This is a genomic window from Streptomyces sp. NPDC060184, assembly GCF_042728795.1.
Classification (GTDB): domain Bacteria; phylum Actinomycetota; class Actinomycetes; order Streptomycetales; family Streptomycetaceae; genus Streptomyces.
The window spans coordinates 26,268-52,956 of the sequence record NZ_JBHWYX010000048.1 but is presented as its reverse complement, the minus strand read 5'-3'; the positions used below and the strand labels follow the sequence as shown (position 1 = coordinate 52,956).

Below are 26,689 nucleotides of genomic sequence, written 5' to 3'. Positions count from 1 at the left end.
AGGCTCGAAAGGCCCGCCGGAACTCCGGCGGGCACCGGGTGCGGCGAAGTGGAGCGTGGCTCGTGACGGATCAGGCGGTGGACACCAGCGGCCCGGCCCGAACGCCCCGCACCGAGGAGCCCTCCGGCACGGCACCACCCGAACTGTTCGGCCGTCAGCGCGAGTTGAAGGCCCTTCAGGAGGACATCGAACGGGCCGGGCTGAACACGCTGGCCGGCCGCAAGGCGGCGCGCGCCCGCGTTCTGCTGATCGCGGGACGTGCCGGGTCCGGGCGCAGCGCCCTCGCCGCCGCCTTCGCCCACACCCTGACCGGAACGGCTCCCGCCGGCGGCTCCGCGGGCCCGCTGCCCTGGGCCGCGCCCGGGACCGGAAGCGGCGACTACCCGGACGGCGTGCTGCGGGTCGCCCTCACCGACTCCGGCGGCACCCGGGTGCCCACCGAACGCACCGCCCGCGAGATCCTCGGCCTGCTCTCCCTCGCCACCCCGCCCGGCGCGGACGCCGACGAGCTCACCGAGATGGTCCGCGAGGCCCTGGCCGTGCGGCGGCTGCTGCTCGTGCTCGACGACGCGGTGGACGCCGAGCAGGTCGACCCCCTCCTCCCGGACGGCCCCGGCTGCCTGGTGCTGGCCACCGCCACCGGCCCGCTGACCGGCGTCCCCGACGTCCGCCCCTGCACCATCGGCGGACTGGACACCGGCTCCGCCGTGCGCCTCCTCGCCGGGGTGATCGGGCAGGTGCGGATCACCGTGGACCCGCGGACCGCCGAGACCCTCGTGGAGGAGTGCGGCGGCCAGCCCGCCGCACTGCTGCTCGTCGCGGGATGGATCGCCGCCCGGCCGACCGCCTCCGTCGCCGACGCCACCCAGCACCTGCGGGGGACCCCGGAGGACACCGAGCAGCCGGTGGGCGCCCGCCCACTGGCCCGCGCGTTCCGGATGGCGCACGACTCCCTGCTGGAGACCCCCGCCCGGATACTGCGACTGCTCGCGCTCGCGCCCGCCGGTCTCGCCGACGCGCACACCGCCTCCGCGCTGGCCGGCTGCTCCGTCTCCGCCGCCCGCCGGACCCTCGACGACTTCGTCGGCCTCGGCCTGCTGCGCACCGACGGCGCCCCCGAGCCCCAGTACGAGGTACCGGGCTGCCTCGCGCCCCTGGTGCGGGCGCTCCTGGAGGAACGCGACCGGCCGGCGGAGACCGAGCTGGCCCGGGCCCGGATGCTGGAGCGCACCGTACGGCTGCTCCACTCCTGCCGGGCGGTCACGGAGCCGGAGGGCTCCCCGGCCCGCCGCAAGCTCGCCGGACTCCCCAGGGCGCTCCGGTTCCCCGGCCCGGAGGAGGCTGCCGTCTGGCTCCGCGTCAGGCTGCCCTCGCTGGTGGCCGCCGCCCGCATGGCGGTGGCGGACGGAGAGCTGGACACCCTCGCCCGCCGCCTGGTCGCCGCCCTGGTGCGGGCGCTCGCGGCCCACCTCGGCACGGAGGCCGCCGCGCCCGAGCTGTACGGGCTGCACGGCCTGGTGCTCGACGTGGCGGAGCGCCGGGGGCTGCACCGGGAGCGGGCCGCCGCGCTGCTCAACCTCGCCGACCTCGACGCCTCCACCGGCCGCACCCGTACCGCCCTGACCCGCTACCGCGCCGCGCTGGACGCCGGGCGGGAGGCGAAGGACCTGTACGCCACCGGCCGCGCGATGGAGTCCGTCGGAGGCGCCTACGCCGAGCTGGGGGACTATCCGCGCGCCTCCGACTGGTACGGCCGGGCGCTCGCGCAGCGCCTCGCACAGGGCGACCGGGAGGGCGAGGCGCGGCTCTACGGGCGGCTGGGCGCGGTGCACGCGTACGCCGGGCGGTACGGCGAGGCGCTGCGCAACTGGCGGGCCGCCTCGGCGGGCCTGCGCAGGCTCGGCGACCTTCCGGCCCAGGCCAGGGCGCTCAGCGAGGCGGCCCGGGTCCAGGAGTACGCGGGCCGCCCGCACGACTCGCTGCGTACCTGCCGGGAGGCGGTCGACCTGGCCCGGCGGGCCGAGGACGTGCGGCTCCAGGCGGCGCTGGAGCTGCGGCTGGCCGACACGCTGGACCGGCTCGGCGACCCCGCCGCGGCCTCGCTGCACCGGGCGACGGCTCAGAGACTGCTGGGCGAGGAAGGGTCTGCCTGCGAAAACATTGGCGTCTCGGTCGAAAATTAGTTCTTTGCAAGGCTAGACAGCGGGAAGTCCTTCATTAGACTGGCTCTGCCGCATGTCCCCGCGATGTCCCCGCGGGTGATGCGCATTTCTGTGCGAGTCCGTGCAAACCGGCGTATTTCCGGCCCCCGGCCGGTCGTCCGCTGCCGGGCGTCCCTCCGAGCCAAGGACCGTGATCGACGTGAAGGTCGGCATCCCCCGCGAAGTCAAGAACAACGAGTTCCGGGTGGCGATCACGCCCGCCGGAGTGCACGAGCTGGTCCGCCACGGCCACGAGGTCGTCGTCGAACGGAACGCCGGAGCGGGCTCGTCCATCACGGACGAGGAGTACGCCGCCGCCGGGGCGCACGTCCTGCCCACCGCCGACGAGGTCTGGGCCGCGGCCGACCTGCTGCTCAAGGTCAAGGAGCCGGTCGCCGAGGAGTACCACCGGCTGCGCAAGGGCCAGACCCTCTTCACCTACCTCCACCTCGCCGCCTCCCGCGCGTGCACCGACGCGCTGCTGGAGTCCGGCACCACCGCCATCGCGTACGAGACGGTCGAGACCGCGAACCGCGCGCTGCCGCTGCTCGCCCCCATGTCCGAGGTCGCGGGCCGGCTGGCCCCGCAGGTCGGCGCGTACCACCTGATGCGCTCGGCGGGCGGCCGGGGCGTGCTGCCCGGCGGTGTCCCCGGCACGGCCGCCGCCAGGGCGGTCGTCATCGGCGGCGGCGTCTCCGGCTGGAACGCCACCCAGATCGCCGTGGGGCTCGGCTTCCACGTCACCCTGCTCGACCGCGACGTCAGCAAGCTGCGCGAGGCCGACAAGGTCTTCGGTACCCGGGTGCAGACCGTGGTCTCCAACGCCTTCGAGCTGGAGAGGGCGGTCGTCGAGGCCGACCTCGTCGTCGGCGCCGTCCTCATCCCGGGCGCGAAGGCTCCGAAGCTGGTCACCAACGAGCTCGTCGCCAAGATGAAGCCCGGAAGTGTTCTTGTCGACATTGCGATCGACCAGGGCGGCTGCTTCGAGGACTCGCACCCGACCACCCACGCCGAACCGACCTTCACGGTCCACGACTCGGTGTTCTACTGCGTCGCGAACATGCCCGGCGCGGTTCCGAACACCTCCACCTACGCCCTCACCAACGCCACGCTCCCGTACGTCGTCGAGCTGGCCAACCGGGGCTGGGTCGAGGCGCTGCGCCGCGACCCAGCCCTGGCCAAGGGCCTCAACACCCATGACGGGCAAGTCGTTTACCGCGAAGTGGCCGACGCGCACGACCTTCCGCACGTCGAGCTGAGCTCGATCCTCGGCTGACGCGCCGGACCCGTTTCGCCCGTCGTTCCGTCAATCCCGTACCTCCGGCCGGACCTTGTGCGCCAAGGTCCGGCCGGTCGTGCGCCGGGGCTCCGTGAGCGGTGGTCAACTCGCGCTGGAAGTCCGTCTTCTCCCGATTCATTCCCTCGCGAAAAGTGCGCCTTGCTTCCCGTGCACCCTTGACAGGGGGGTGTTCGATTGCAGACACATCGGGCCGGGTCCGGCGGATTGTGTTGCTGCGGACCGGTGACACGCCATAGAGTCGCCCATCGTCGGCATGGTGCCACGCTGACCTATCGATAAGTTTCCTGGTCACATCCAAGGAGGTAAGACGACTTGTGAATGAGTCGACATTTACTCCCGGGGGTGGTCAACCAGGGATGCCTGCACGGGGTCAGGGCCCGAACGGGCTCGAAGCTGTCGGCTCCGTCGCGGTCCGCACCTTCGCGACCCACCAGCACATGACGACGCCCCCCCAGATGATGGACGGCCTACACGTGAACGCCATGGCCGGCAACGAGAGTGGCCGCGACACCGCCCACCTCGCCGACTTCGCCGAGATGCCCGAGGGGCACTTCTACGACCCCGACGCCGAGTACGAACCCGATCCGGAGTACGCGGCCACACTCGCCCCCGACGCGGCGCGCCAGCGCCGTGAGCGGATCGGCCCGACCGGGCGCCCCCTGCCCTACTTCCCGATCCCGGGACCACTGACCGAACACGGTCCCGCCAAGATCATCGCGATGTGCAACCAGAAGGGCGGGGTGGGCAAGACCACCTCGACCATCAACTTGGGCGCCGCGCTCGCCGAGTACGGACGCCGCGTCCTGCTCGTCGACTTCGACCCGCAGGGCGCCCTCTCGGTCGGCCTCGGCGTCAACCCGATGGAGCTGGACCTCACCGTCTACAACCTGCTCATGGAGCGGGGCATGTCGGCCGACGAGGTACTGCTGAAGACCGCGGTCCCCAACATGGACCTGCTGCCCAGCAACATCGACCTGTCCGCCGCCGAGGTGCAGCTCGTCAGCGAGGTGGCCCGCGAGTCGACCCTGCAGCGCGCGCTCAAGCCGCTGATGGCCGACTACGACTACATCGTGATCGACTGCCAGCCCTCGCTCGGCCTGCTCACCGTGAACGCCCTGACGGCCGCTCACAAGGTGATCGTGCCGCTGGAGTGCGAGTTCTTCGCGCTGCGCGGTGTGGCGTTGCTCACCGAGACCATCGAGAAGGTCCAGGAGCGGCTCAACCCCGAGCTGGAGCTCGACGGCATCCTCGCCACGATGTACGACTCCCGCACGGTGCACAGCCGCGAGGTGCTCGCCCGTGTGGTGGAGGCCTTCGACGACCACGTGTACCACACGGTCATCGGGCGCACGGTGCGCTTCCCGGAGACCACGGTCGCCGGTGAGCCCATCACGACGTACGCGTCGAACTCGGTCGGTGCCGCCGCCTACCGACAGCTCGCCAGGGAGGTGCTCGCCCGGTGTCACGCCGAGTGAGTCTGCCCGGTGCCGACGAACTGTTCCGCACCACCGGGGGCACGGGACTCCAGTCCTCCTCCCCGGCGGAGCGGCGGCGCAAGGCGAACGGCGAGGCACGGGTGCCCGCACCCGCCGGGGAGGGCGACGCGGCGCCGTCCTCCCCGGCGGGCGTCGGCGCCCCACCGGAGCGGCCGACGGGGCGCGAGGGCACGTCCGCGCCCGACACCGAAGGGGTCGACCCGCGCGGGCGCGCCGGCGGCCCCGAACGCGTGACGGTCCCCCGGACCGGCCCCGGACCCCAGGGCCGGCCGCCGGCCCAGGAGCAGACCGGGGCACCCCAGCAGCAGCGCGGACGCGGTACCGGCCAGGGCAGGGGCGCCAACCGGCGGCCCAGCGGCCGGGAGCGGCACGACGAGAAGATCACGGTCTACGTCTCGGCCGAGGAACTGATGGACCTCGAACACGCCCGCCTGGTCCTGCGCGGCGAGCACGGCCTCGCCGTCGACCGCGGGCGCATCGTCCGCGAGGCGGTCGCCGTCGTCCTCGCCGACCTGGAATCCCGCGGCGACGCGAGCATCCTCGTACGGCGGCTGCGCGGTCGCTGAGCGGTCCGCCGCGGGTAGCCTGCCCGGCAGGGCCGCAAACCCTGCCGCCCGCCCCGTGCGGCCGGCTCCCGCTCCCGCCGGACGCCGGGCCCGTACGAGACGGCACGGCCGGTCCGCCGCCCTCCGTACACCTGGACTGTTCACGTGCCGCTGCCCACGACCGACGACTCCGCCGCCCCGCGCCGCCGCGCCCTCGGGCGCGGGCCGGGGGCGGCCGGGGCGCCGCAGCCGTCGGGAGGAGCGGCACCCGGCGTTCCCGCGGTCCCGGAGGCCCCCGCGGTCCCCGAAGCGCTGCACGCCTCTCCAGCGCCTTTGGAGTCGCCCGGGGCGCCCCAGGAGCCCGAGGAGCCTCCCGGGCCGCCGGAGGGCCCTCAGGGGCCGCCGGAGGACGGCAGGCGGTTCACCGTACGGCTGGCGAACTTCGAAGGCCCCTTCGACCTGCTGCTCCAGCTGATCACCCGGCACCGGCTGGACGTGACCGAGGTCGCGCTCTCCAAGGTCACGGACGAGTTCATGGCCCACATCCGCGCGACGGGCGCGGACTGGGACCTCGACCAGACCACCGAGTTCCTGGTCGTCGCCGCGACCCTGCTCGACCTCAAGGCCGCCCGGCTGCTGCCCACCGCCGAGGTGGAGGACGAGGCCGACCTCGCCCTCCTGGAGGCCCGGGACCTGCTGTTCGCGCGGTTGCTCCAGTACCGGGCGTACAAGCGCGTCGCCGACATCTTCGGCGACCGGCTGGACGCCGAGTCGCGCCGCTTCCCCCGTACGGTCGGGCTGGAGCCGCACCACGCGGCACTGCTGCCCGAGGTCGTCCTCAGCATCGGCCCCGAGGGGTTCGCGCGGCTCGCGGCGAAGGCCATGCAGCCCCGGCCCGAACCGCAGGTCTACGTGGACCACATCCACGCCCCGCTGGTCAGCGTGCGCGAGCAGGCGGGGATCGTGGTCGCGCTGCTGCGCCGGTCCGGCGGGGCCAGCTTCCGGGAACTCACCGAGGACGCGGCCGACACCCTCACGGTGGTGGCCCGCTTCCTGGCGCTGCTGGAGCTGTACCGGGAGAAGGCGGTCGCGCTGGACCAGGAGGAGGCGCTCGGCGAACTCCTCGTGCGGTGGTGCGGCGAGGAGGGCGCGGAGCCCGTCGTGACGGACGAGTTCGACAGGCGAGTGGAGCCGGACGAGGAGGAGGGCGTGGAGCCGTGAGCGGAGTCGCTGGAGCCGGTGGATCCGCCGGCGTCACGGACGGGCCGGTGCACGGGGGCGCACCGGGGCACCGGGGCGCACCGGGGCGCCGGGGGGCGCTGGGGTTCGCCGACGAGGCGGAGCCCGGGTACGACGATGGGCCCGCCGGGTCCGGGAGCGTCGCGGACCTGGAGCTGAAGCCCGCCCTGGAGGCGGTCCTGATGGTCGTGGACGAGCCGGCCACCGAGGAGCACCTCGCCAAGGTCCTCCAGCGGCCCCCGAGGGCCGTGGCCCTCGCGCTGCGGGAGCTGGCCGACGAGTACACCGTCCAGCGCCGCGGATTCGATCTGAGGCTCGTGGCGGGCGGCTGGCGGTTCTACTCCCGGCCCGCCTACGCCGAGGCCGTGGAGAGCTTCGTCCTCGACGGCCGGCAGGCCCGTCTCACCCAGGCGGCACTGGAGACCCTGGCGGTCGTCGCGTACCGCCAGCCGGTCAGCCGTTCGAGGGTCTCGGCGGTGCGCGGAGTGAACTGCGACGGGGTCATGCGGACCCTCCTCCAGCGCGCTCTGGTCGAGGAGGCGGGGACGGAACCCGAAACAGGTGCGATCCTGTACAGGACGACGAACTACTTTCTGGAGCGTATGGGCCTGCGTGGTCTGGACGAGCTCCCGGAACTCGCTCCCTTCCTCCCGGAAGCGGACGCGATCGAGGCTGAGACGCTAGAGGGTGTGCCGTCGTTCGATCCGGACGCACCGGACACCCCGGATACTCACGCAGACGACAAGACGGAATTTTGATGCGAAGCAGTGGCAGGAACAGCGGAAGCGGCAGCAGCGGCGGCGGCAACCGGAACCCCCGGGGCGGCAGCGGCGGGTCCTTCCGGAAGCCCCAGGGCGGCGGCCAGGGCGGTGGCCAGGGCGGTCGCGGCCAGGGCGGCCGTGGGCCGGCCCAGGGCCGCGGCGGGCGCGACGACCAGCAGGAGCAGCGTCCGCGCCGTCCCCGCCCGGAGGAGCGCCGTTACGACGTGGGCCCCTCGACCAGCTCCTCGGGCGCGGGCGACAGCGAAGCCCGCAGGGGCCGCGGCGCCTCGGCCCGCGGCGGCGCCAAGGGCGGCCCGAAGGCCCCGCAGCCGGGCAACGCCCGCGGCGGCTTCCGGCGCGGCCCCTCGGGCCAGGCCCGGCCGCGCGAGCTGGACGCGAAGATCGAACAGCGCAACCGCGACCGGTACGCGGACAAGCCGGACATCAAGCTGCCCAAGACCCACCCGGGCGCCGAGCAGGAGGGCGAGCGGCTGCAGAAGGTCCTCGCCCGGGCCGGCATGGGCTCGCGGCGGGCCTGCGAGGAGCTGATCGAGCAGGCGCGCGTCGAGGTCAACGGCGAGATCGTGCTGGAGCAGGGCAAGCGCGTCGACCCGCAGAAGGACGAGATCAAGGTCGACGGCCTGACCGTCGCGACCCAGTCGTACCTCTTCTTCGCGCTGAACAAGCCGGCCGGTGTCGTCTCCTCGATGGAGGACCCGGACGGCCGTCAGTGCCTCGGCGACTACGTCACCAACCGTGAGACGCGGCTCTTCCACGTCGGCCGGCTGGACACCGAGACCGAGGGCATCATCATGCTCACCAACCACGGTGAACTCGCCCACCGCCTCACCCACCCGAAGTACGGCGTGAAGAAGACGTACCTCGCGGCGATCCAGGGCCCGCTCCCGCGCGACCTGGGCAAGCGGCTCAAGGACGGCATCCAGCTGGAGGACGGGTACGCCCGCGCCGACCACTTCCGCGTCGTCGAGAACACCGGCAAGAACTACCTGGTCGAGGTGACCCTCCACGAGGGCCGCAAGCACATCGTCCGCCGGATGCTCTCCGAGGCCGGCTTCCCGGTCGACCGGCTGGTGCGGACGTCCTTCGGGCCGATCCCGCTGGGCGACCAGAAGTCCGGCTGGCTGCGCCGCCTGACCAACACCGAGGTCGGCATGCTGATGCGCGAGGTCGGCCTGTAGCACCTGGGGAGCCCCTGGCTCGCTCCGAAGGCCCGCGGCCGGTTCCGTTCAGAAAATCCGAACGGAACCGGCCGCGGGCCTTTCGCGCGCCCCGGACCTTCTTTATAGTCAGAGTGACCATTAAGGAGGCGGGCGTGAGTCTCGCGGATGTTCTCGACCCCTTGCAGCAACCCCTGGTGACCTGGCTGGACACTCCGGTCAGCTGGACCGAGGTGCTCGGCTTCGGCAGCGGGGCCCTCTGCGTCTGGCTCGTGGTGCGCCAGCACCTGGCCAACTGGCCGGTCGGCATCGCCAACAACCTCTTCTTCGTGCTGCTCTTCGCCCAGTCCGGCCTCTACGCCGACGCCGGACTCCAGATCGTCTTCATCGCCCTCGCCGCGTACGGCTGGTGGACCTGGACCCACGGGGGTGGACCAGGTGCACCCGTCCTGCCGGTGCGCACGACGCCGCGCGCCGAATGGACCTGGCTGCTCGCGGCGGGGGCGGTGGGGACCCTCGCGCTGACCCTCCTGCTCTCCCGTGCCACCGACTCGACCGTGCCGTTCTGGGACGCCCTGACCACCGCGCTCTCCCTGACGGCGACCTACGGGCAGAGCCGCAAACGGGTCGAGTCCTGGTGGCTCTGGATCGCCGCCGACCTCGTCTACATCCCGCTCTACGCCCACAAGGGCCTCTACCTGACCTCGCTGCTCTACGTCGGCTTCCTCGCGCTCTGCGTGGCCGGACTGCGCTCCTGGCGGCGCGACCTGACGGCGGAGAAGGACCCCAGCGGCACTCCGGCCGCACCCGCGGAGGTGGCGGCGTGAAGAAGTACGACCACGGCCTGGTGCTCGGCAAGTTCTACCCGCCGCACGCCGGCCACCACCACCTCGTCCGCACCGCCCAGGAGCGCTGCGCGCGGCTGACCGTCCTCGTCTGCGCCGCCGGGGTCGAATCGGTGCCGCTCGCCGACCGGGTCGCCTGGATGCGCGAGACGCACCCTGCCGCCACGGTCGTGGGCGCGGTGGACGACATACGGATGGACGTCCACGACCCGGCGGTCTGGGACGCGCACATGGCGGTGTTCACCGCCGCCGTCCCCGAACGGGTCGACGCGGTCTTCTCCTCGGAGGCGTACGGCGACGAACTCGCCCGGCGCTTCGGCGCCGAGCCCGTCTTCGTCGACCCGGGCCGCACCGCCTTCCCGGTCTCCGGCACGGCCGTCCGCGAGGACCCCGTCGCCTGCTGGGGCTTCCTGGAGCCGCCGGTACGCGCCGCGCTCGCCCGCCGGGTCGTCGTCCTCGGCGCCGAGTCCACCGGCACCACCACCCTGACGCTCGCCCTGGCCGAGCACTACCGCCGGCGCGGCGGGGTGTGGGCCCACACCCGCAGCGTGCCGGAGTACGGACGGGAGTTCAGCGCACAGAGACTCGCCGCCCTGCGCGCCGACCACCCCGGCGCCCAGTGGGAGGACGTCGTCTTCACCACCGGCGACTTCCCGCTGATCGCCGCCGTCCAGAACGACCGCGAGGAGGCCGCCGCGCGGACCGGTTCGCCGGTGCTCTTCTGCGACACCGACTCCTTCGCCACCACCGTCTGGCACGAGCGGTACGTCGGCGGGCGCAACCCGCGCGTCGAGGCGACCGCCGACCGCGTCCACCACCACCTGTGGCTCCTCACCGACCACGAGGGCGTGCCCTTCGAGGACGACGGACTGCGCGACGGCGAGGAGCTGCGACCCTGGATGACGGACCGCTTCCGCGCCGAACTCGCCCGCACCGGACGCCGGTTCGTGGAGGTCACTGGCACCCGCGAGGAGCGGCTCGCCACCGCGGTCGCCGCCGTCGACGAACTCCTCGCGTCCGGCTGGCACTTCAACCCACCACTTCCGGAGCGACGATGAACACCCGTGCGCAGGAGCCCGCAGGAGCTCCGGAGGGTTACGACCCGTACGCCTTCACCCCGTTCGCCGTCACCGTCGACCTCGCCGTCTTCACGGTCCGCGAAGGGCGGCTCCACGTGCTGCTCGTGGAACGCGGCGAGGAACCGTACAAGGGGCGCTGGGCGCTGCCCGGAGGATTCGTCGCCGCCCGTGAGTCCGCCCCGCAGGCCGCCCGCCGTGAACTGGCCGAGGAGACGGGCCTGGACGAGGACACCGTCGGCGAGGTCCACCTCGAACAACTGCGCACCTACACCGACCCGGACCGCGATCCGAGGATGCGGGTCGTCTCCGTCGCGTACGCGGCGCTCCTGCCGGACCTGCCCGAACCGCGCGGCGGCGGCGACGCGCTCAGCGCCCGCTGGTGGGGGTTCGGCGAGGGGACCGCCGGGGTGCCCGCACCCCTCGCCTTCGACCACGACACCATCCTCGCCGACGCCCACGACCGCATCGGCTCCAAGCTCGAATACACCTGCCTGGCAACGGCGTTCTGCCCCGCCGAGTTCACCCTCGGAGAGCTCCAGCAGGTCTACGAAACCGTCTGGGGCACCGCGCTCGACCGCCCCAACTTCCGGCGCAAGGTCCTCGCCACGACCGGCTTCGTCGAGGCCGTCGAAGGGCCCCCGCGCCGCACCGGGGGCCGGGGCAAACCCGCCGCCCTCTACCGGGCGGGCACCGCCACCGCCCTGCACCCCCCGCTCCTGCGACCGGAAGGAAGAACCCCATGACCGTCGCCACCGCAACCCGCACCAAACAGGCCGCCACCGGCTCGCTCGTCGGGCTCGCCCTCGGCGACGCACTGGGCTTCCCGACCGAGTTCAACGACGTGCCCGCCATCCTCGCCAAGTGCGGCCCGTGGCGCGGGATGGAACTTCCCCGCCCCGCGTTCGTCACCGACGACACCCAGATGACCCTCGCCCTCGGACGGGGTATCCGCACCGCCATGGACCGGGGCCTGCTCACCGGGTTCCGGCTGGCCCGGCCGGTCCGGGAGGAGTTCGTCGACTGGTACCACTCGCCCGACAACAACCGCGCCCCCGGCCGCACCTGCATGGTCGCCTGCCGGCTCCTCGACGGCGACCGACCCTGGCAGGAAGCCAGCCAGACCGGTTCCAAGGGGTGCGGCGCCAACATGCGGGTCGCCCCGGTCGGACTGGTCCCCGGACTGAGCGACGACCAGCGCGCGGGCGCCGCCCAGCTCCAGGCCGCCCTGACCCACGGCCACCCCACCGCCCTGGCCGCCTCCGACCTGACGGCCCGCGCCGTCTTCCTCCTCGCCAAGGGCACCGAACCCCTCGGCCTCGTCGGACAGCTGCGCAGCTACGCCTACGAGAACCGGAGCCGCTACCACGAGCGCTGGCTCGGCGATCTCTGGCGCCACACCCACGACGCCTCCGCCCGGTCCTACATCCAGCGCGGCTGGGACGAGTGCCTGGAGGTGCTGGCCCGCCTCCAGGACGCCCTGCGCGACCCGTCCCCGGAGACCGACCCCTGCGAGCGCACGGGGGACGGCTGGATCGCCGAGGAGGCCCTCGCCACCGCCCTGCACTGCTTCCTGCTCTTCCCCGAGGAGCCCGTCACCGCCCTGCGCCGGGCCGCCTGCACCCGGGGCGACTCCGACTCGCTGGCCTGCCTCACCGGCGCGCTCGCGGGCGCCCACCTGGGAGCCTCGGCCTGGCCCAAGGAGTGGGCCGAGCGGATCGAGTACCGGAGCGACCTGCTGTCGCTGGGGGCGCTCTGGGACGCTTGATCACGGACAGGGCGCGCCCCCTGCTCACCGGAGTCGACGCGAGGCGTACCGGTGGGATCCTCGCCCACCTCCCGACCCGGCGCGACGGGCTCCTCGGCGGCGCTGCGGGAGAATGGCCCCCATGACTCCCCTCGACCGGATCCGCTCCCGGCTGCCCCGCGGCGCCCGCGCCGACGCCGCACTGGCGGCAGCGGTGTTCGTGGTGGTCGCGGTCGGGGCCGAGGGACAGCGGCTGAACCGGGGCGGGGAGGCGCTGCCCTCGCTGGTCGCGTCCTGGCTGCTGATCACGGCCGTCTGCGGGGCGCTGATGTTCCGGCGCCGGCACCCGGTGGCGGTGGGCTGGTTCACGGTGCTCGCCACGGGCGCCTACTACCTGCTGAGCTCCGTCGACGGCCCGCTGGTCATCGTGCCGGTCGTGGCGCTCTACGCCCTCGCGGCCCAGGGCCGGACCGGAGCGGCCACCGCGATGGCGGCGGCCATGGTCGTCGGCGTGGGCGCGGGCGCCCTCGCGGGCCACAGTGACGTCAACGGCACGGCGGTGTTCATGCTCACCGGCTGGCTGGTCGCCGTGGTCGCCCTCGGCGGCGTGCGGCACGGCCGGGTGGCCTACGCCGAGGAGGAGGCGCGGCTGCGGGCCACCGAGGAGCGGCTGCGCATCGCCCGCGAACTCCATGACGTGATCGGGCACAACATCTCGATGATCAACGTGCAGGCGAGCGCGGCACTGCACCGGCTGAGGAAGGACCCTGCCCAGGCGGAAGAGGCGCTGGGGGCGATCAAGACGGGCAGCAAGGAGGCCCTGCGCGAACTCCGGGCCACCCTCGGGGTGCTGCGCCGGGTGGACGACGAGGCGCCCACGGCCCCCGTACCGGGGCTCGCCCGGCTGGACGAACTGGTGGCCTCGGCGGAGCCGGCCGGGCTCACGGTTCGCACCGTGAGCACCGGGACCGAACGCCCGCTGCCCGCCCCGGTCGACCTGGCCGCGTACCGGATCGTCCAGGAATCGCTGACCAACGCCGCCCGGCACGGCGGCGCCTCGCTGGTCACCATCCGGCTCGGGTACGGGACCGGGGAGCTGACGCTCACCGTCGAGGACGACGGCCGGGGCGCGGCGGACCGCCCCGCCACGGCCGGCGGCAGCGGGATCACCGGAATGACGGAACGCGCCCGGGTGCTGGGCGGCGAACTCACCGCGGGCCCCCGGCAGAACGGCGGATTCACGGTGAGGGCCCGGCTGCCGTACGGCACCGGGGGAGAACGGACGGAGCGGGGCGAGCGATGATCAGGGTGCTGCTGGTGGACGACCAGCGACTCGTCCGGGCCGGGTTCCGGTCGATCCTGGAGGACGAGGACGACATCGAGGTGGTCGGCGAGGCCGGGGACGGGGAGGCGGCTCTGGCGGCCTGCCGTGAACTCCGCCCGGACGTGGTCCTGATGGACATCCGGATGCCAGGAACGGACGGCCTCGAAGCCTCCCGGGCCATCGCCTCGGACGAGAGGCTGGCGGCGGTGAAGGTCGTCATCCTGACCACCTTCGACCTGGACGACTACGTGTACGGGGCCCTGCGCGCCGGGGCGACGGGCTTCCTGGTGAAGGACACCGAACCCGAGGAACTGCTCCAGGCCGTCCGGGTCGCCGCCCGGGGCGACGCCCTCATCAGCCCCTCGGTCACCCGGCGGCTCATCGCCGAGTTCGCGGGCCGGGTGAAGGGCCCGGAACCCGACCCCCGCCTCGACGTCCTCACCGACCGGGAAGGCGAGGTCATGCGGCTGGTGGCCGCCGGGCTCACCAACGACGAGATCGCGGCCCGGCTGGTGCTCTCCCCGTCCACGGCGAAGACCCACGTCAGCCGGATCATGACGAAGCTCGGTGCGCGGGACCGCTCGCAGCTCGTGGTGACGGCGTACGAGTCCGGGATGGTCAGCCCGGGGTGGCTGAAGAGCTGACGGCCCGGCGGCCCGGCGGCCTGAAGGCTTGACGGCTTGAAGGGCTGAAGGGGCGGGGCGCCGGCCCGGCGGGCCGTTCGGCCCGGTCCGCGGTGGCCGACGGGCCGGGGGAGGGGCCCGGCACCGGCCCGCAACTCCCGTGGTACGCCGCGACGGCGACCCGCAACCCCTGGGGTAGGCCAGGTGTCATCCGGAGGCCGACGCCCCGGACCCGTCCGTTCGAGGAGGCTCGGGGCATGGACGCACCCACGTGCACGGGACGCCTTCGGACGCCGCGCCGACCGGACCCGCAGCCCGGGGCCGGCCGACCGGGGCTGCCGCGCCCCCGCCCCCGCTCCCGGCGGCCGGCGGGCCGGTGTGCCCCCGAGGCCCGCGGGCCGGGCGTGCCGACGGCTCCGGCGGTCGGCACGGCCGCTCGGCGGCGCCGTGGTGTGCGTGCTCCGTACCCCCTTGTCCCAGGCCCTCCCGCTCGAATCCGAGGTAGTCACCCATGTCTCCCACCCGTGGCGCATCCGCGTCCACCGCCCCGCCCCCGACGGCCGGACCCGACGGGCCGGGCGTCGGCCGGTTCGGTGCCCTCGCAGGCTGGGCGCAGCGCCACCGCTGGGCCGCCCTGCTGCTCTGGGTGGTCCTGCTCGCCGCGGTCACCTTGGGATCGCAGGCCGCCGGGTCCGCGTACAAGAACGACTTCGCCCTGCCGGGCACCGACTCCCAGGCCGCCACCGATCTGTTCACCGCGCACGGCTCGGCCGAGGCCGGGGACAGCGTCGACATCGTGCTCCAGGACGCCCGGGGCATCGCGGGCCACCGCCCCGCCGTCGAGCGGATGCTGGCCGAGGTGAAGGGGCTGCCGGGCGTCGTCGGCGTACGCAGCCCGTACGCCGACACCTCCGCCGTGTCCGAGGACGGCACGATCGGCTACGCCACGGTCACGCTCGACGGCAAGTCCGAGGAGGTGCCCAAGGCCGACATCACCGCGATCATCGACACGGCCGCGCACGCCGCGACGGACGGGCTCCGCGTCGAACTCGGGGGAGACGCCGTGCGCGGCGCCCAGGACCAGGGCGGACCGACGGCGGAACTCGCGGGGATCGTGGCGGCCGTGGTCATCCTCGGGCTGCTCTTCGGCTCGGTGGTGGCGGCGGCCGTGCCGCTGGTCACCGCGCTCTTCGCGGTCGGCGGCGCCTTCGGGCTGATCGTCCTGGCCTCGCACGTCTTCACCGTCGCCGACTTCACCCCGCCCATCACGATGCTCGTCGGACTCGGGGTGGGCGTCGACTACGCCCTGTTGATCTTCTACCGCTACCGCCATGAACTCGTCCGGGGTGCCGAGCCGGCCGAAGCGGGACGCACGGCCCTGGACGCGGCCGGCCGTACGGTCTTCTTCGCCGGCTGCACCGTGATCATCGCCCTGCTGGGACTGGTGGCGCTCGGCCTCGGCTCGCTGCGGGGCGTGGCCCTCGCCCTGGCCCTGACCGTACTGACCACCATGGCCGCCTCGCTGGTCCTGCTGCCCGCCCTGCTGGCCGTCGTCGGCACACGCGTCCAACGGCAGGTACGGAAGCGCGCGGCCAGGGCCACCGCCGCGGGCACGGCCGAAGGCCGCCGCTGGCGCGCCCTGGCCGGCGCGGTGCAGCGCCGCCCGCTGCCCGCGCTGCTGATCGCCGTGTTCGCGCTGCTCGCCCTGTCCGCACCCGCCCTCGGCATGCGGCTCGGCTTCGCCGACGCGGGCAACGACCCGCGGACCACGACCTCCCGGCAGGCGTACGACCTGCTGGCCGAGGGCTTCGGGCCGGGCTTCGACGGCCCGCTGATCGTCCTGGTCCACGGCGACGAGGCGGCCGGGCAGGCCGCGCGGGCCGGACTGGCCGAGGCCGAGGGGGTGGCCGGGGCCAGTCCCGCGATGCCCTCCGAGGACGGCGCCCTGTCCACCGTGATCGTCTACCCGGAGACGGCACCGCAGTCCGCCGGGACCGCCGACCTCGTGCACCGGCTGCGGGACGTGGTGGCCCCGGAGCTGGAGCGCGACACGGGTGCCGAGGTGCTGGTGGGCGGTGCGGTCGCCGCTTCCCAGGACTTCGCCGACACCGTGTCGCAGCGGCTCCCGCTGTTCGTCGCCGTCGTCGTGGGGCTGTCGTCGCTGTTGCTGCTGCTGGTCTTCCGCTCGTTGCTGATCCCGCTGAAGGCGGCTCTGCTGAACCTGCTCTCGATCTCCGCCGCGCTCGGCGCCATGACCCTGGTCTTCCAGCACGGCTGGTTCGGGGCGCAGCCCGGTCCGATCGAAGCCTTCCTCCCCGTGCTCATCTTCGCGATCGTCTTCGGACTGTCGATGGACTACGAGGTGTTCCTGGTCTCCCGCATCCACGAGGAGTGGGAACGCACGGGAGACCACTCCCTCGCGGTACGAGAGGGACTGGCGACCACCGGCAAGGTGATCACGGCGGCGGGAGCCATCATGATCGTGGTGTTCGCCGCCTTCGTGCTGAGCCCCGACCGGATGCTCCAGCAGTTCGGCCTGGGCCTCGCCGTGGCGATCCTGGTGGACGCGCTGGTCATCCGCTGCCTGATCGTCCCGGCCGTCATGCAGGTGTTCGGCCGGTGGGCCTGGTGGCTTCCCGCCCCGCTCGCGCGACGACTGCCGAAGGTCTCCCTGGAGCGTCCCTCGGAGAGCTGACCGGACGCCTGCCGCGTCAAACGCCGCGCAGCGCCGAGGCCCGCCGGGTCCGTACGAGGAAATCCTCCACCCGGGCCCGGTCGGGGCGGTCCGGCAGCGGGGACCGGCCGACGGCCTCCCCGCACTCCTCGGCCAGCCGCGCCATCCGGCGCTCCACCTCGGGCCACCCCACCTCGCCCCGCTTCACCGCGAGCAACTCCCCACGGTGCTCGCCGACATCGATGGTGAGCACCCCGGTCCGCAGCAGGTCCCGGGCGGACATCAGCAGGCGCAGCAGATGCATGGCGTGCTTCCAGCGCGGCGCACCGTGCGTCCGCTCGTCGGCGTCCAGCTTCCGGCGCTGGCCCGTCGCGTACCGGGTGAAGGTGGCGTACGCCTCCCGGGACAGGAAGGCGTCGCGCAGCGCGAGGAGTTCGCGGCCGGTGCCGTCGATCCGCTCCACCAGCGGGGAGTGCAGGCACTCCAGGACGTTCGGGTTGGCGCGCAGGGCCAGCGCGCAGAAACGCTCCAGCTCCCAGGAGAACTGTTCCGGCGCGGGCCCGTCCAGGTGCGTCGGCGGCTTCTCGAACCGCCAGAACGAGGCGGTCGGCGCGAGGAACACCCCACGCCGGTCGGTGTCGCTCCCCTCGGTGGCGAGCCCGAACGCGCGCGACCCCATCACGCAGGAGTAGACGGTGTGGTCGCGGACGAGCGTTTCGGCGTCGGGGCTGGTCATGGGCGTGAGGGTACGCGGGGGAGGGGCGCGGGTGCCCCGGGTTTTCGCCGCTCGGGTGGATCGGGGACGCCCTCCCGGACGGTGAGAAGCCCGGCCCGCCGCTCAGACCGTCCTCCGCCGCTCAGGCCGTCTCCCGCCGCTCAGGCCGTCTCCCGCCGCTCAGGCCGTCCTCCGCCGGTCCAGGCCGCGTCTCACGCCGTCCGGACGACTCCGCCGCTGACGGTGATCCTCTCGGCCGGCAGCGGCCGGGTCGCCGGGCCGGCCTCGACCGCGGCGTCCGTGATGCTGAACCTGCTGCCGTGGCACGGGCAGTCGATCGTGCCGTCCGCCACCTTCGTCACCAGGCAGCCGGCGTGGGTGCACACCGCGGAGAACGCCTTGAACTCGCCCTCCTCCGGCTGCGTCACCACGATCTTCCGCTCCTTGAAGATCGTCCCGCCGCCCACCGGGATGTCCGAGGTCCTGGCCAGTTCCGTACCGCCGTCTCCCCCGCCCGTCGCCGACGGAGACGAGGCCGGGGAGCTCTCGGTGTCCCCGCCGCCGTCCCCGGACGACCCGCACCCCGTCACCAGCGCCGCCGCGCCCGCGGTCGTGGCCGTCAGGACCGCCCTGCGCCGTGCGTCCATGGTTCGCTCCCTCGCCCGGACGTCCGCCCCGGTCTTCACCCGGAGCACCGCCCGTATCCGTCCCTGCCGGGTGCGAAGCCGCCCCCGGCACCACGCATCGTGGCGCCGGGCGTTCCCCCGGCGAAGCAACCGGGCCGCCGCCACCCGGGTGGCGGACCGTACGCGGAAACACCCGGGCACCCGCGTCCCATGCGTCTCACGGGGAGAGCGGACCGTACCCGGAGACACCCGGGCCCGCGCCCCCGGTGTCTCACGGAGAGAAACGCCGGTCCCACCCGCCGGACCGCCCCTCTACTCTGACCACAGAGCGTCGCCGGAGACGAACAGCGAGGGAGAACGACGTGGCGGTACGAGCGGTCCGTGGAGCCGTCCAGCTGGACCGGGACGAGCCCGGGGAGATGGACGAGCGGGTGGGCGCCCTGCTCGCCGCCGTACTGGAACGCAACGGCCTGAGCCACGACGACCTCATCAGCATCTGGTTCACCGCCACCCCCGACCTCCGCAACGGCTTCCCCGCGGCTGCCGCGCGCCGCGGGCTCGGTATCGTCGATGTCCCGCTGATCTGCGCCCAGGAACTCGACGTCGAGGGGGCCATGCCCCGGGTGGTCCGGATACTCGCGCACATCGAGACCGACCTCCCCCGGGCGCGGATCCAGCACGTCTACCTCGGCGCCACCGCCGCCCTCCGCAAGGACATCACCCAGTGAGAACCGCCCTCGTCATCGGTACCGGACTGGTCGGCACCTCCGCCGCCCTCGCCCTGGCCGGCCGTGGCATCCACGTCCACCTCGCCGACCACGACCCCGCGTCCGCCCGCACCGCCGCGGCGCTCGGGGCCGGTACCGAGGAGCCGCCGGAGGGTCCGGTGGACCTCGCCGTCGTCGCCGTACCGCCCGCGCACACCGCGTCGGTGCTGGCCGGTGCCATGCGCGACGGGGTCGCCCGCGGCTACCTCGACGTCGCGAGCGTCAAGGGCGGCCCCCGGCGCGAGCTGGAGGCGCTGGGGCTCGACCTGACCCCGTACATCGGTACGCACCCGATGGCCGGCAAGGAGCGCTCCGGCCCCCTCGCCGCCACCGGCGACCTCTTCGAGGGCCGCCCCTGGGTCCTCACCCCGACCCGGGACACCGACACCGAGGTGCTCAACCTCGCCCTGGAGCTGGTCGCGGTCTGCAAGGCCGTCCCCGTGGTCATGGACGCCGACGCGCACGACCGGGCCGTCGCCCTGGTCTCGCACACCCCGCAGCTGATCTCCTCGATGGTCGCCGCCCGGCTGGAGGAGGCCGACGAGACCGCCGTACGCCTGTGCGGGCAGGGCATCCGCGACGTGACCCGGATCGCCGCCTCCGACCCCCGGATGTGGGTGGAGATCCTCTCCGCCAACCCCGGACCCGTCGCCGACGTGCTCGCGGGCATCGCCGCCGACCTCGACGAGACGGTGCGGGCGCTGCGCGGGCTCCAGTCCGCCGACGAGGAGAAGCGCCGTACGGGTACGGAGGGCATCGAGGACGTGCTGCGGCGCGGCAACGCCGGCCGCGTCCGGGTCCCCGGCAAGCACGGCGCGGGCCCCGCCTCGTACGAGGTCGTCGCCGTCCTCATCAGCGACCGCCCCGGCGAGCTGGCCCGGATCTTCGCGGACGCCGGACGGGCCGGGGTGAACATCGAGGACGTCCGGATCGAGCACGCCACCGGCCAGCAGGCGGGCCTGGTCCAGCTCATGGTCGAGCCCAGCGCCGCCGCCGCGCTCGGCTCCGCCCTCACCGAGCGCGGCTGGTCGCTCCGCCCCTGACACCGGCCCGTACGGTTCCGGGGGCACCGCCCGCCCCCGGAACGCCGTCCGGTACGGGGCCCGGAGACCGGTCCGCCGCGGGGTGCGTCCGATCGGGGTACAGGTGTGTCCCCCACACTCGGTAACCTTGGCCTAGGCCGGTCGCCGGCCGGTCCCGTCCCCGCCCGTCCCGCCCCGTGTACCAGGAAGGTGCCCACCGCCGTGGAAACCGCAAGCTCCGCCGTGATCGTCGCCATCGACGGCCCCTCCGGCACCGGCAAGTCGAGCACCTCCAAGGCCGTCGCCGCCAAGCTCGGCCTGAGCTACCTGGACACCGGCGCGCAGTATCGGGCGATCACCTGGTGGATGCTGACCAACGGCGTGGACGTCTCCGACGCGACCGCCGTCGCGACCGCCGCGGCCAAGCCCGTGATCGTCTCCGGCACCGACCCGTCCGCCCCGACGATCACCGTCGACGGCGAGGACGCCTCCGGGCCGATCCGTACGCAGGAGGTCACCTCCAGCGTCAGCGCCGTCAGCGCGGTCCCCGAGGTGCGCGCCCTGATCACGGAGCTCCAGCGCTCCATCGCCGCGACCGCCGAAGGGGGCATCGTGGTGGAGGGCCGGGACATCGGCACCACCGTGCTGCCCGACGCCGACCTCAAGGTCTTCCTCACCGCCTCGCCGGAGGCCCGCGCGGCCCGCCGCAGCGGCGAGCTGAAGGGCGCCGACGTCGCGGCCACCAAGGAAGCCCTGATCAAGCGGGACGCGGCCGACTCCGGCCGTAAGACCTCCCCGCTGGCCAAGGCCGGCGACGCCGTCGAGGTGGACACCACCGAGCTGACCCTCGACCAGGTCATCGAGTGCGTCGTCACCCTCGTCGAGGAGAAGCGGGCGGCGAAGTGACGGAAGCCACCCCGGTGCCCTCCGGACGCGGAGCGGCCGTGGGGCGCGGCATCGGTATCGGACTGATGTACGGGCTGTGGAAGCCCCGGGTCCTCGGTGCCTGGCGGGTTCCGTCCGCCGGACCCGTCATACTCGCGGTGAACCACTCGCACAACATCGACGGACCGATGCTGATGGGTACCGCGCCCCGTCCGGTGCACTTCCTGATCAAAAAAGAGGCGTTCGTCGGCCCGCTCGACCCGTTCCTGCGCGGAATCGGGCAGCTGAAGGTGGACCGTACGGCCGCCGACCGCACCGCCATCACCCAGGCGCTCGGCGTACTGGCGGACGGCGGGGCGCTCGGGATCTTTCCCGAGGGCACGCGGGGCGAGGGCGACTTCGCGTCGCTGCGGGCCGGACTCGCCTACTTCGCGGTACGCGGCGGGGCGCCGATCGTCCCCGTGGCGGTCCTGGGAAGCACGGAGGCCCGGGGACGGTTGATATCCGCGTTGCCCCCGTTGCGCAGCCGGGTGGACGTGGTCTTCGGCGACGCGTTCGACGCGGGCGACGGCAGCGGACGCCGGACCCGCAAGGCCCTGGACGAGGCCACCGTGCGGATCCAGCGGAAGCTGGCCGCGCACCTGGAAGACGCCAGGCGCCTCACCGGGCGTCCGGTCAAGACCTGAGTAGTGAGCCGCGTCACCGCGGCCCATCGATGATGACGTACAGAGGAACGGACTTCATGAACGACCAGATTCACTCCGACGGCTCGGACCACGAGCACGGAGCACTTGGCGACGCCGAGTACGCGGAGTTCATGGAGCTCGCCGCGCAGGAAGGCTTCGACCCCGAGGAGATCGAGGGCGCCCTCGACGAGGCCGGAGCGGGCCCGCTGCCCGTCCTCGCCGTCGTCGGCCGCCCCAACGTCGGCAAGTCGACGCTGGTGAACCGCATCATCGGCCGCCGCGAGGCCGTCGTCCAGGACAAGCCCGGCGTCACCCGTGACCGCGTCACGTACGAGGCCGAGTGGGCCGGACGCCGCTTCAAGGTCGTCGACACCGGCGGCTGGGAGCAGGACGTGCTGGGGCTCGACGCCTCCGTCGCCGCCCAGGCGGAGTACGCCATCGAGACCGCCGACGCGGTCGTCTTCGTGGTCGACTCCACGGTCGGCGCGACCGACACCGACGAGGCCGTCGTCAAGCTGCTGCGCCGGGCCGGCAAGCCCGTCGTGCTCTGCGCCAACAAGGTCGACGGACAGAGCGGTGAGGCCGACGCCACCGCCCTCTGGTCGCTCGGCCTCGGCGAGCCCCACCCGGTCTCCTCGCTGCACGGCCGCGGCACCGGCGACATGCTGGACGCCGTCCTCGAAGCCCTCCCCGAGGCCCCGGCGCAGCGCTTCGGCACCCCCGTCGGCGGCCCCCGCCGCATCGCGCTCATCGGCCGCCCGAACGTCGGCAAGTCCTCGCTCCTGAACAAGGTCGCGGGCGAGGACCGCGTCGTCGTCAACGAGCTCGCGGGCACCACCCGCGACCCGGTCGACGAGCTGATCAACCTCGGCGGCATCACCTGGAAGTTCATCGACACGGCCGGTATCCGCCGCCGCGTGCACCTCCAGGAGGGCGCGGACTACTACGCCTCGCTGCGTACCGCCGCCGCCCTGGAGAAGGCCGAGGTCGCCGTCGTCCTGATCGACTCCAGCGAGTCCATCAGCGTCCAGGACCAGCGGATCGTCACCATGGCCGTGGAGGCCGGGCGCGCGCTCGTCGTCGCCTTCAACAAGTGGGACACCCTCGACGAGGAGCGCCGCTACTACCTGGAGCGCGAGATCGAGACGGAGCTCGCGCAGATCGCCTGGGCCCCGCGCGTCAACGTCTCCGCGGTGACCGGCCGCCACATGGAGAAGCTGGTCCCCGCCATCGAGACGGCTCTCGAAGGCTGGGAGACCCGCATCCCCACCGGCCGGCTGAACGCCTTCCTCGGTGAGATCGTCGCCTCCCACCCGCACCCGGTCCGGGGCGGCAAGCAGCCCCGCATCCTCTTCGGCACCCAGGCGGGCACCAAGCCGCCGCGGTTCGTCCTCTTCGCCTCCGGCTTCCTGGAGCACGGCTACCGCCGCTTCGTGGAGCGCCGCCTGCGCGAGGAGTTCGGCTTCGACGGCACCCCGATCCACATCTCGGTGCGGGTCCGCGAGAAGCGCGGTCGCAACAAGTAGCACGCGGCCCCCGGACACGACGGAGCCCCGGACGCTTCCCCCTCACCGGGAGGGAGCGTCCGGGGCTCCGTCGTCCGTACGGGACCTGGCGCGGGGCCCGTCGCAGGACCTCCGTGCCACCTCGGTCCGCCTCAGGGCTCCCGCGAGCCCGGGGGCAGCGCCGCGGGCTGCGGACGCCCGGCGTGCCGGCCCACCCGCTGCCAGGCGCCGCCCGTGCCCGGGCCGCCGCTCTGAGCGGCCGTACGTCCCTGCTGCGCGGCGGCAGCGGCGTGCCCGAAGCTCCCCGGGCGGGCGGCGAGCCTGCCCGGACCGCCGAAGCCCAGGAAGCCCAGACTCTCCTCGCCGCTGCGGTCTCCCGGAAGTGCCCGGAACGACCGCAGGTATTCGGAGTACAGCGCGTCGTAGATCGGGGTGGGCGACGAGCCCCCCGGGAAGTCCCTGGACGGGCGCATGCCGGGGATCGGGCTCAGATGCTGGCGGGGCGGATCGTATGAGTGCACATAAGGGCCAACGACCCCGGCGTCCGTCGGATGCGGCCCCGGAGGAGAAATCGCCACGCGACGGAGGCCCGCGGGAGGCGTGGACACGATCAGGTCCCGGCCAGCGGCATCGAGGCCGCGACGAGCAGACCGTTGACCGCGGCCTTGTCCAGCGCGTCCCTCAGCAGGTCCTCGCGGGGCTGCTGGCCGATCGCCCCGGCCGGGGCGGCGAAGACCAGGACCTGCTGCGACTTGTTGGCCGCCGCCCGCCAGCCGTCGGTGACCTGGAGCGGCTGGTGCGCCTGCCACCAGGCGACGGGTGAGCCGCCGCCGGTGCCCGGCTGCAGCACGGCGTGCAGCTGGCCCATGGCCAGCAGCACCGACCAGCCGGGCAGCGCCCCGGGCAGCCGGTCGAGGTCGTGGGCGTGCCGGAAGCCCTGCTCCAGGAGCAGCTGGAGGAACTCGTCGCCCCCGCTGCCGTCGGTGCCGGGCCGGGCGATCGGGCCGGTCGGCTCGACCACCAGAGCCGGGCGGAGATCGTCCTCGATGAGGACGAGTCCGCTGGTGATGCCGAGGACGGCCTGTTCGGGCATGAGACCCTCCGGGTTCTGCGGTTCGCTGCCGGTGATACTGCGCACCGCGCCCTGGAGCTGGTCCTCCGCGACGCGCACGACCTGGGACGGGATGCAGGTGGCGTGGGCGAAGGCCAGGACGGCCGTCTCGTCCCCCACGAAGAGCACGGTGCTGGTGCGTTCCTGCTCCGAGTTGCCGGGGGTGCGGCAGGAGGTGCAGTCGTAGCTGCCCGGGGCGTTGTCGCCGACGAGCAGCCGGTCTGCTTCGGCGTCGCCGATTTCGGCGCGTACGTCCTCGCTGACGTCGAGCATGCGCGGCACGGGGAGCTCCTAGGAGTCGGTGCGTGGCCGGGCGGGTCCCGGCTCATGCAAGAACAACGGACGATCCGCCGCCCGGGTCACGCCCGAAGCCGCACCGAAACGGCGTACCCCGGGTGCGACGGGCGCCCGGACCGCCCCGCCGGAGCCGCCGTACGGGGGCGGGTTCCGGCTCCGTGCCCGGTCGGCCCGCCGCCGACGGGGGGCGGGGAGACGGACGAGGGCGCGTACCGGGGCCTCCGGGACGCCTGCCGGGCCTTCGCGCGCGTACGGCCGCGTACAGCATCGGGGGCAGCGACCGTACGATTTTCGACGGCGGGTCCGCCCCGTCGGTCCGTCAGGAGGTCCGGACGCGTCCCCGGCTCGGGCGGCGGGCGGCGGGCAGCGGACAGAAGGTGTCCGCGAGTGCTGGCAGACTCCCGGGCATGTTGGAGACCTCGGCACGACTGCTGCGCCTGCTCTCGCTGCTCCAGGCCCACCGCGACTGGAGCGGACATCAGCTGGCCGAACGCCTCGGCGTCACCCCGCGCACCGTACGGCGCGACGTCGACAAGCTGCGCGGGCTCGGCTACCCGGTCCACGCCAGCCCGGGTACGGGAGGCGGATACCAGCTCGGTGCCGGGGCGGCGCTGCCGCCGCTGCTGCTGGACGACGACGAGGCCGTCGCGGTGGTGGTCGGGCTGCGCACCGCCGCCGGGCGCGGGGTCGAGGGCATCGGCGAGTCCTCGGTCCGCGCGCTCGCCAAGGTCGAACAGGTGCTGCCGGACCGGCTGAGCCGCCGGGTGGGCGCCCTGAGCGCCTTCACGGTGCCCATGACGCGCGGGTCCGGGCCGGAGGGGAGCGAGGTCGACCCCGGACTGCTGACCGAGCTCGCGGGGGCCTGCCGGGACTGCCGGCGGCTCCGGTTCGCCTACCGGGACCACGGCGGGGCCCCGTCGCGCAGGCACGTGGAACCGCACCGGCTGGTCTGCGCCGAGCGCCGCTGGTACCTGGTCGCCTGGGACGTGGACCGGGAGGGCTGGCGCACCTTCCGGGCCGACCGGATCACGCCCACCCCGCCGCACGGCTCCCGCTTCACGCCCCGTCCGCCCCCGGCCGAGGATCTGGCCGCCTACGTGTCACGAGGCGTCTCGACCACCGTCTACCCGGTCAGGGGGGTGGTCCGGCTGATGGTCTCCGCCGCGGAGGCGGCCACCCGGATCAGCCCGTCGGCGGGCGTGCTGGAGCCCGTCGACGACGGCAGCTGCCTGTTCACCTCGGGAGCGGCGAGCCTGGACGTGCTCGTCGTCCACGTGCTGACGACGGGGTTCGAGTTCGAGGTCGTGGAGCCGCCGGAGCTGACCGCGCGCATCCTGGCCGCACGGGACCTGCTGACCTCGGCCTTGCGCAGGTCTGGACATTCCGCATAGTGGACGCGCCGGACGGATGTGAGGGATTGGTGATGACGAGTAGGACCGGCATAAGAGCAGATGAATTCCGGGCGGCATCGTTCTGTACGCGCATATTCCGGAGAAGTCGACGGGCCGGTCACTCCACGGGTTCCCCGGCGTAATTCCCCGATGGTGCCGACGCGTGGGCGCGAGGTCGTCCGCATTACCGTTTCCGCTACACCGAGCCACTTGTTCGAGTGAATTGTTCGAGTTGAATGCGGATGTGGATCTTGTGACACAAGTGTGACCGATGCCGCACCCGGAAGAGGCCGACGAGCGGGCGGACGTACGGTCCCCGGCGCCGCCGGAGCCTGCCCGGGGACGCCCCGCACGTTCTACGGTGGAAGGCATGGCATCCCTACCGACCCCGCCCGCCCAGCCCGACGACCCGCCCGGATCGTACGTCGGCCTGGACACCACGACCGCCGAGCGGAGAGCCGTGGCGCACGGCTGGACCACGGTCCGGGCCGTCCCGCCGGGCACGATCCTGACCATGGAGTTCCGCACCGGGCGCATCAACTTCCAGGTCGAGGACTCCACCGTGACCCGCTGCTGGATCGGCTGACCCGCCCGGGCCCCGACGGCCCCGGGCGGGACGAAGATCCCGGACGCGACGAAGGCCCCGGCCGGAGCCGGGGCCTTCGTCATGTGCGG

General features: G+C 73.6%; 25 protein-coding genes. 21 read left to right on the top strand and 4 right to left on the bottom strand.

Annotation, left to right across the window (positions count from 1 at the left end):
* The first annotated feature begins 62 nt into the window (after positions 1–62).
* The 14 genes from ACFWEE_RS26830 (at position 63) to ACFWEE_RS26765 (ending at position 17,030) form a co-directional block, all read left to right on the top strand.
* Positions 63–2,183, top strand: a complete 2,121-nt coding sequence (locus ACFWEE_RS26830; protein ID WP_386892848.1) for a tetratricopeptide repeat protein — start codon at positions 63–65, stop codon at positions 2,181–2,183.
* Between the two features lie 178 nt (positions 2,184–2,361).
* The gene (gene ald, locus ACFWEE_RS26825; RefSeq protein ID WP_386892879.1) at positions 2,362–3,477 is read left to right on the top strand and encodes an alanine dehydrogenase; all 1,116 of its coding nucleotides are present in this window, start codon (positions 2,362–2,364) and stop codon (positions 3,475–3,477) included.
* Positions 3,478–3,857: 380 nt separating this feature from the next.
* Positions 3,858–4,976, top strand: coding sequence for a ParA family protein (locus tag ACFWEE_RS26820; RefSeq protein ID WP_327174979.1), 1,119 nt, complete (start codon positions 3,858–3,860; stop codon positions 4,974–4,976).
* The gene (locus ACFWEE_RS26815) at positions 4,973–5,563 is read left to right on the top strand and encodes a hypothetical protein (RefSeq protein ID WP_386892877.1); all 591 of its coding nucleotides are present in this window, start codon (positions 4,973–4,975) and stop codon (positions 5,561–5,563) included. Before ACFWEE_RS26820 ends, ACFWEE_RS26815 begins: the two co-directional genes overlap by 4 nt.
* A 150-nt stretch (positions 5,564–5,713) precedes the next feature.
* A complete protein-coding gene (locus tag ACFWEE_RS26810) occupies positions 5,714–6,763 on the top strand; it encodes a segregation and condensation protein A (protein ID WP_386892875.1) in 1,050 nt (349 codons plus the stop codon).
* Between the two features lie 98 nt (positions 6,764–6,861).
* On the top strand, positions 6,862–7,539 hold the full coding sequence (gene scpB / locus ACFWEE_RS26805) for an SMC-Scp complex subunit ScpB (RefSeq protein WP_386892873.1): 678 nt from the start codon (positions 6,862–6,864) through the stop codon (positions 7,537–7,539).
* A complete protein-coding gene (locus ACFWEE_RS26800) occupies positions 7,539–8,741 on the top strand; it encodes a pseudouridine synthase (RefSeq protein ID WP_386892846.1) in 1,203 nt (400 codons plus the stop codon). Before scpB ends, ACFWEE_RS26800 begins: the two co-directional genes overlap by 1 nt.
* A gap of 134 nt (positions 8,742–8,875) precedes the next feature.
* A complete protein-coding gene (pnuC, locus tag ACFWEE_RS26795; RefSeq protein WP_386892844.1) occupies positions 8,876–9,547 on the top strand; it encodes a nicotinamide riboside transporter PnuC in 672 nt (223 codons plus the stop codon).
* Complete coding sequence (locus ACFWEE_RS26790; RefSeq protein ID WP_386892842.1) at positions 9,544–10,623, top strand: AAA family ATPase; 1,080 nt, start codon at positions 9,544–9,546, stop codon at positions 10,621–10,623. The genes pnuC and ACFWEE_RS26790 overlap by 4 nt, the downstream gene beginning before the upstream one ends.
* Positions 10,620–11,387: an NUDIX domain-containing protein gene (locus ACFWEE_RS26785; RefSeq protein WP_386892840.1), complete on the top strand. Its 768-nt coding sequence runs from the start codon at positions 10,620–10,622 to the stop codon at positions 11,385–11,387. Before ACFWEE_RS26790 ends, ACFWEE_RS26785 begins: the two co-directional genes overlap by 4 nt.
* Positions 11,384–12,409, top strand: a complete 1,026-nt coding sequence (locus ACFWEE_RS26780; RefSeq protein WP_386892839.1) for an ADP-ribosylglycohydrolase family protein — start codon at positions 11,384–11,386, stop codon at positions 12,407–12,409. Before ACFWEE_RS26785 ends, ACFWEE_RS26780 begins: the two co-directional genes overlap by 4 nt.
* A gap of 121 nt (positions 12,410–12,530) precedes the next feature.
* Positions 12,531–13,691, top strand: a complete 1,161-nt coding sequence (locus ACFWEE_RS26775) for a sensor histidine kinase (protein ID WP_386892837.1) — start codon at positions 12,531–12,533, stop codon at positions 13,689–13,691.
* Entirely contained in the window at positions 13,688–14,356 is a 669-nt protein-coding gene (locus tag ACFWEE_RS26770) for a response regulator (RefSeq protein WP_386892836.1), read from the top strand. Before ACFWEE_RS26775 ends, ACFWEE_RS26770 begins: the two co-directional genes overlap by 4 nt.
* Positions 14,357–14,846: 490 nt before the next feature.
* A complete protein-coding gene (locus ACFWEE_RS26765) occupies positions 14,847–17,030 on the top strand; it encodes an MMPL family transporter (RefSeq protein WP_386892834.1) in 2,184 nt (727 codons plus the stop codon).
* A gap of 16 nt (positions 17,031–17,046) precedes the next feature.
* Here the strand turns inward: ACFWEE_RS26765 and ACFWEE_RS26760 are convergent, their stop codons facing one another.
* Both ACFWEE_RS26760 and ACFWEE_RS26755 read right to left on the bottom strand, forming a co-directional pair.
* Complete coding sequence (locus ACFWEE_RS26760; protein ID WP_386892833.1) at positions 17,047–17,745, bottom strand: DNA polymerase beta superfamily protein; 699 nt, start codon at positions 17,743–17,745, stop codon at positions 17,047–17,049.
* A 191-nt stretch (positions 17,746–17,936) separates the two neighbouring features.
* Positions 17,937–18,371 (bottom strand): Rieske (2Fe-2S) protein, encoded by a 435-nt coding sequence (locus ACFWEE_RS26755; protein ID WP_386892831.1) that lies wholly within the window; start codon positions 18,369–18,371, stop codon positions 17,937–17,939.
* Between the two features lie 341 nt (positions 18,372–18,712).
* Between ACFWEE_RS26755 and aroH the strand changes: the two genes are divergently transcribed.
* The 5 genes from aroH (at position 18,713) to der (ending at position 23,236) form a co-directional block, all read left to right on the top strand.
* Positions 18,713–19,078: a chorismate mutase gene (gene aroH / locus ACFWEE_RS26750; RefSeq protein WP_386892830.1), complete on the top strand. Its 366-nt coding sequence runs from the start codon at positions 18,713–18,715 to the stop codon at positions 19,076–19,078.
* Positions 19,075–20,160: a prephenate dehydrogenase gene (locus ACFWEE_RS26745; protein ID WP_386892829.1), complete on the top strand. Its 1,086-nt coding sequence runs from the start codon at positions 19,075–19,077 to the stop codon at positions 20,158–20,160. The genes aroH and ACFWEE_RS26745 overlap by 4 nt, the downstream gene beginning before the upstream one ends.
* A gap of 189 nt (positions 20,161–20,349) precedes the next feature.
* Positions 20,350–21,045 carry a (d)CMP kinase gene (gene cmk / locus ACFWEE_RS26740; RefSeq protein ID WP_386892827.1) on the top strand — a complete coding sequence of 232 codons (696 nt, stop codon included), beginning with the start codon at positions 20,350–20,352 and terminating at the stop codon, positions 21,043–21,045.
* Complete coding sequence (locus ACFWEE_RS26735) at positions 21,042–21,710, top strand: lysophospholipid acyltransferase family protein (protein ID WP_386892826.1); 669 nt, start codon at positions 21,042–21,044, stop codon at positions 21,708–21,710. The genes cmk and ACFWEE_RS26735 overlap by 4 nt, the downstream gene beginning before the upstream one ends.
* Before the next feature lie 56 nt (positions 21,711–21,766).
* Entirely contained in the window at positions 21,767–23,236 is a 1,470-nt protein-coding gene (gene der, locus ACFWEE_RS26730) for a ribosome biogenesis GTPase Der (RefSeq protein ID WP_386892824.1), read from the top strand.
* A 131-nt stretch (positions 23,237–23,367) separates the two neighbouring features.
* On the opposite strand, the gene ACFWEE_RS26725 is transcribed toward der, so the two are convergent.
* Together ACFWEE_RS26725 and ACFWEE_RS26720 are read right to left on the bottom strand one after the other, a co-directional pair.
* Complete coding sequence (locus tag ACFWEE_RS26725; protein ID WP_386892822.1) at positions 23,368–23,688, bottom strand: hypothetical protein; 321 nt, start codon at positions 23,686–23,688, stop codon at positions 23,368–23,370.
* Between the two features lie 137 nt (positions 23,689–23,825).
* Positions 23,826–24,608, bottom strand: coding sequence for a hypothetical protein (locus ACFWEE_RS26720; RefSeq protein WP_386892820.1), 783 nt, complete (start codon positions 24,606–24,608; stop codon positions 23,826–23,828).
* Positions 24,609–25,030: 422 nt separating this feature from the next.
* Here ACFWEE_RS26720 and ACFWEE_RS26715 point away from each other — a divergent pair, with 422 nt between their 5' ends.
* Positions 25,031–26,014, top strand: coding sequence for a helix-turn-helix transcriptional regulator (locus tag ACFWEE_RS26715; RefSeq protein ID WP_386892819.1), 984 nt, complete (start codon positions 25,031–25,033; stop codon positions 26,012–26,014).
* A gap of 370 nt (positions 26,015–26,384) precedes the next feature.
* Positions 26,385–26,600 carry an I78 family peptidase inhibitor gene (locus tag ACFWEE_RS26710; protein ID WP_386892818.1) on the top strand — a complete coding sequence of 72 codons (216 nt, stop codon included), beginning with the start codon at positions 26,385–26,387 and terminating at the stop codon, positions 26,598–26,600.
* The last annotated feature ends 89 nt before the right edge of the window (positions 26,601–26,689 follow it).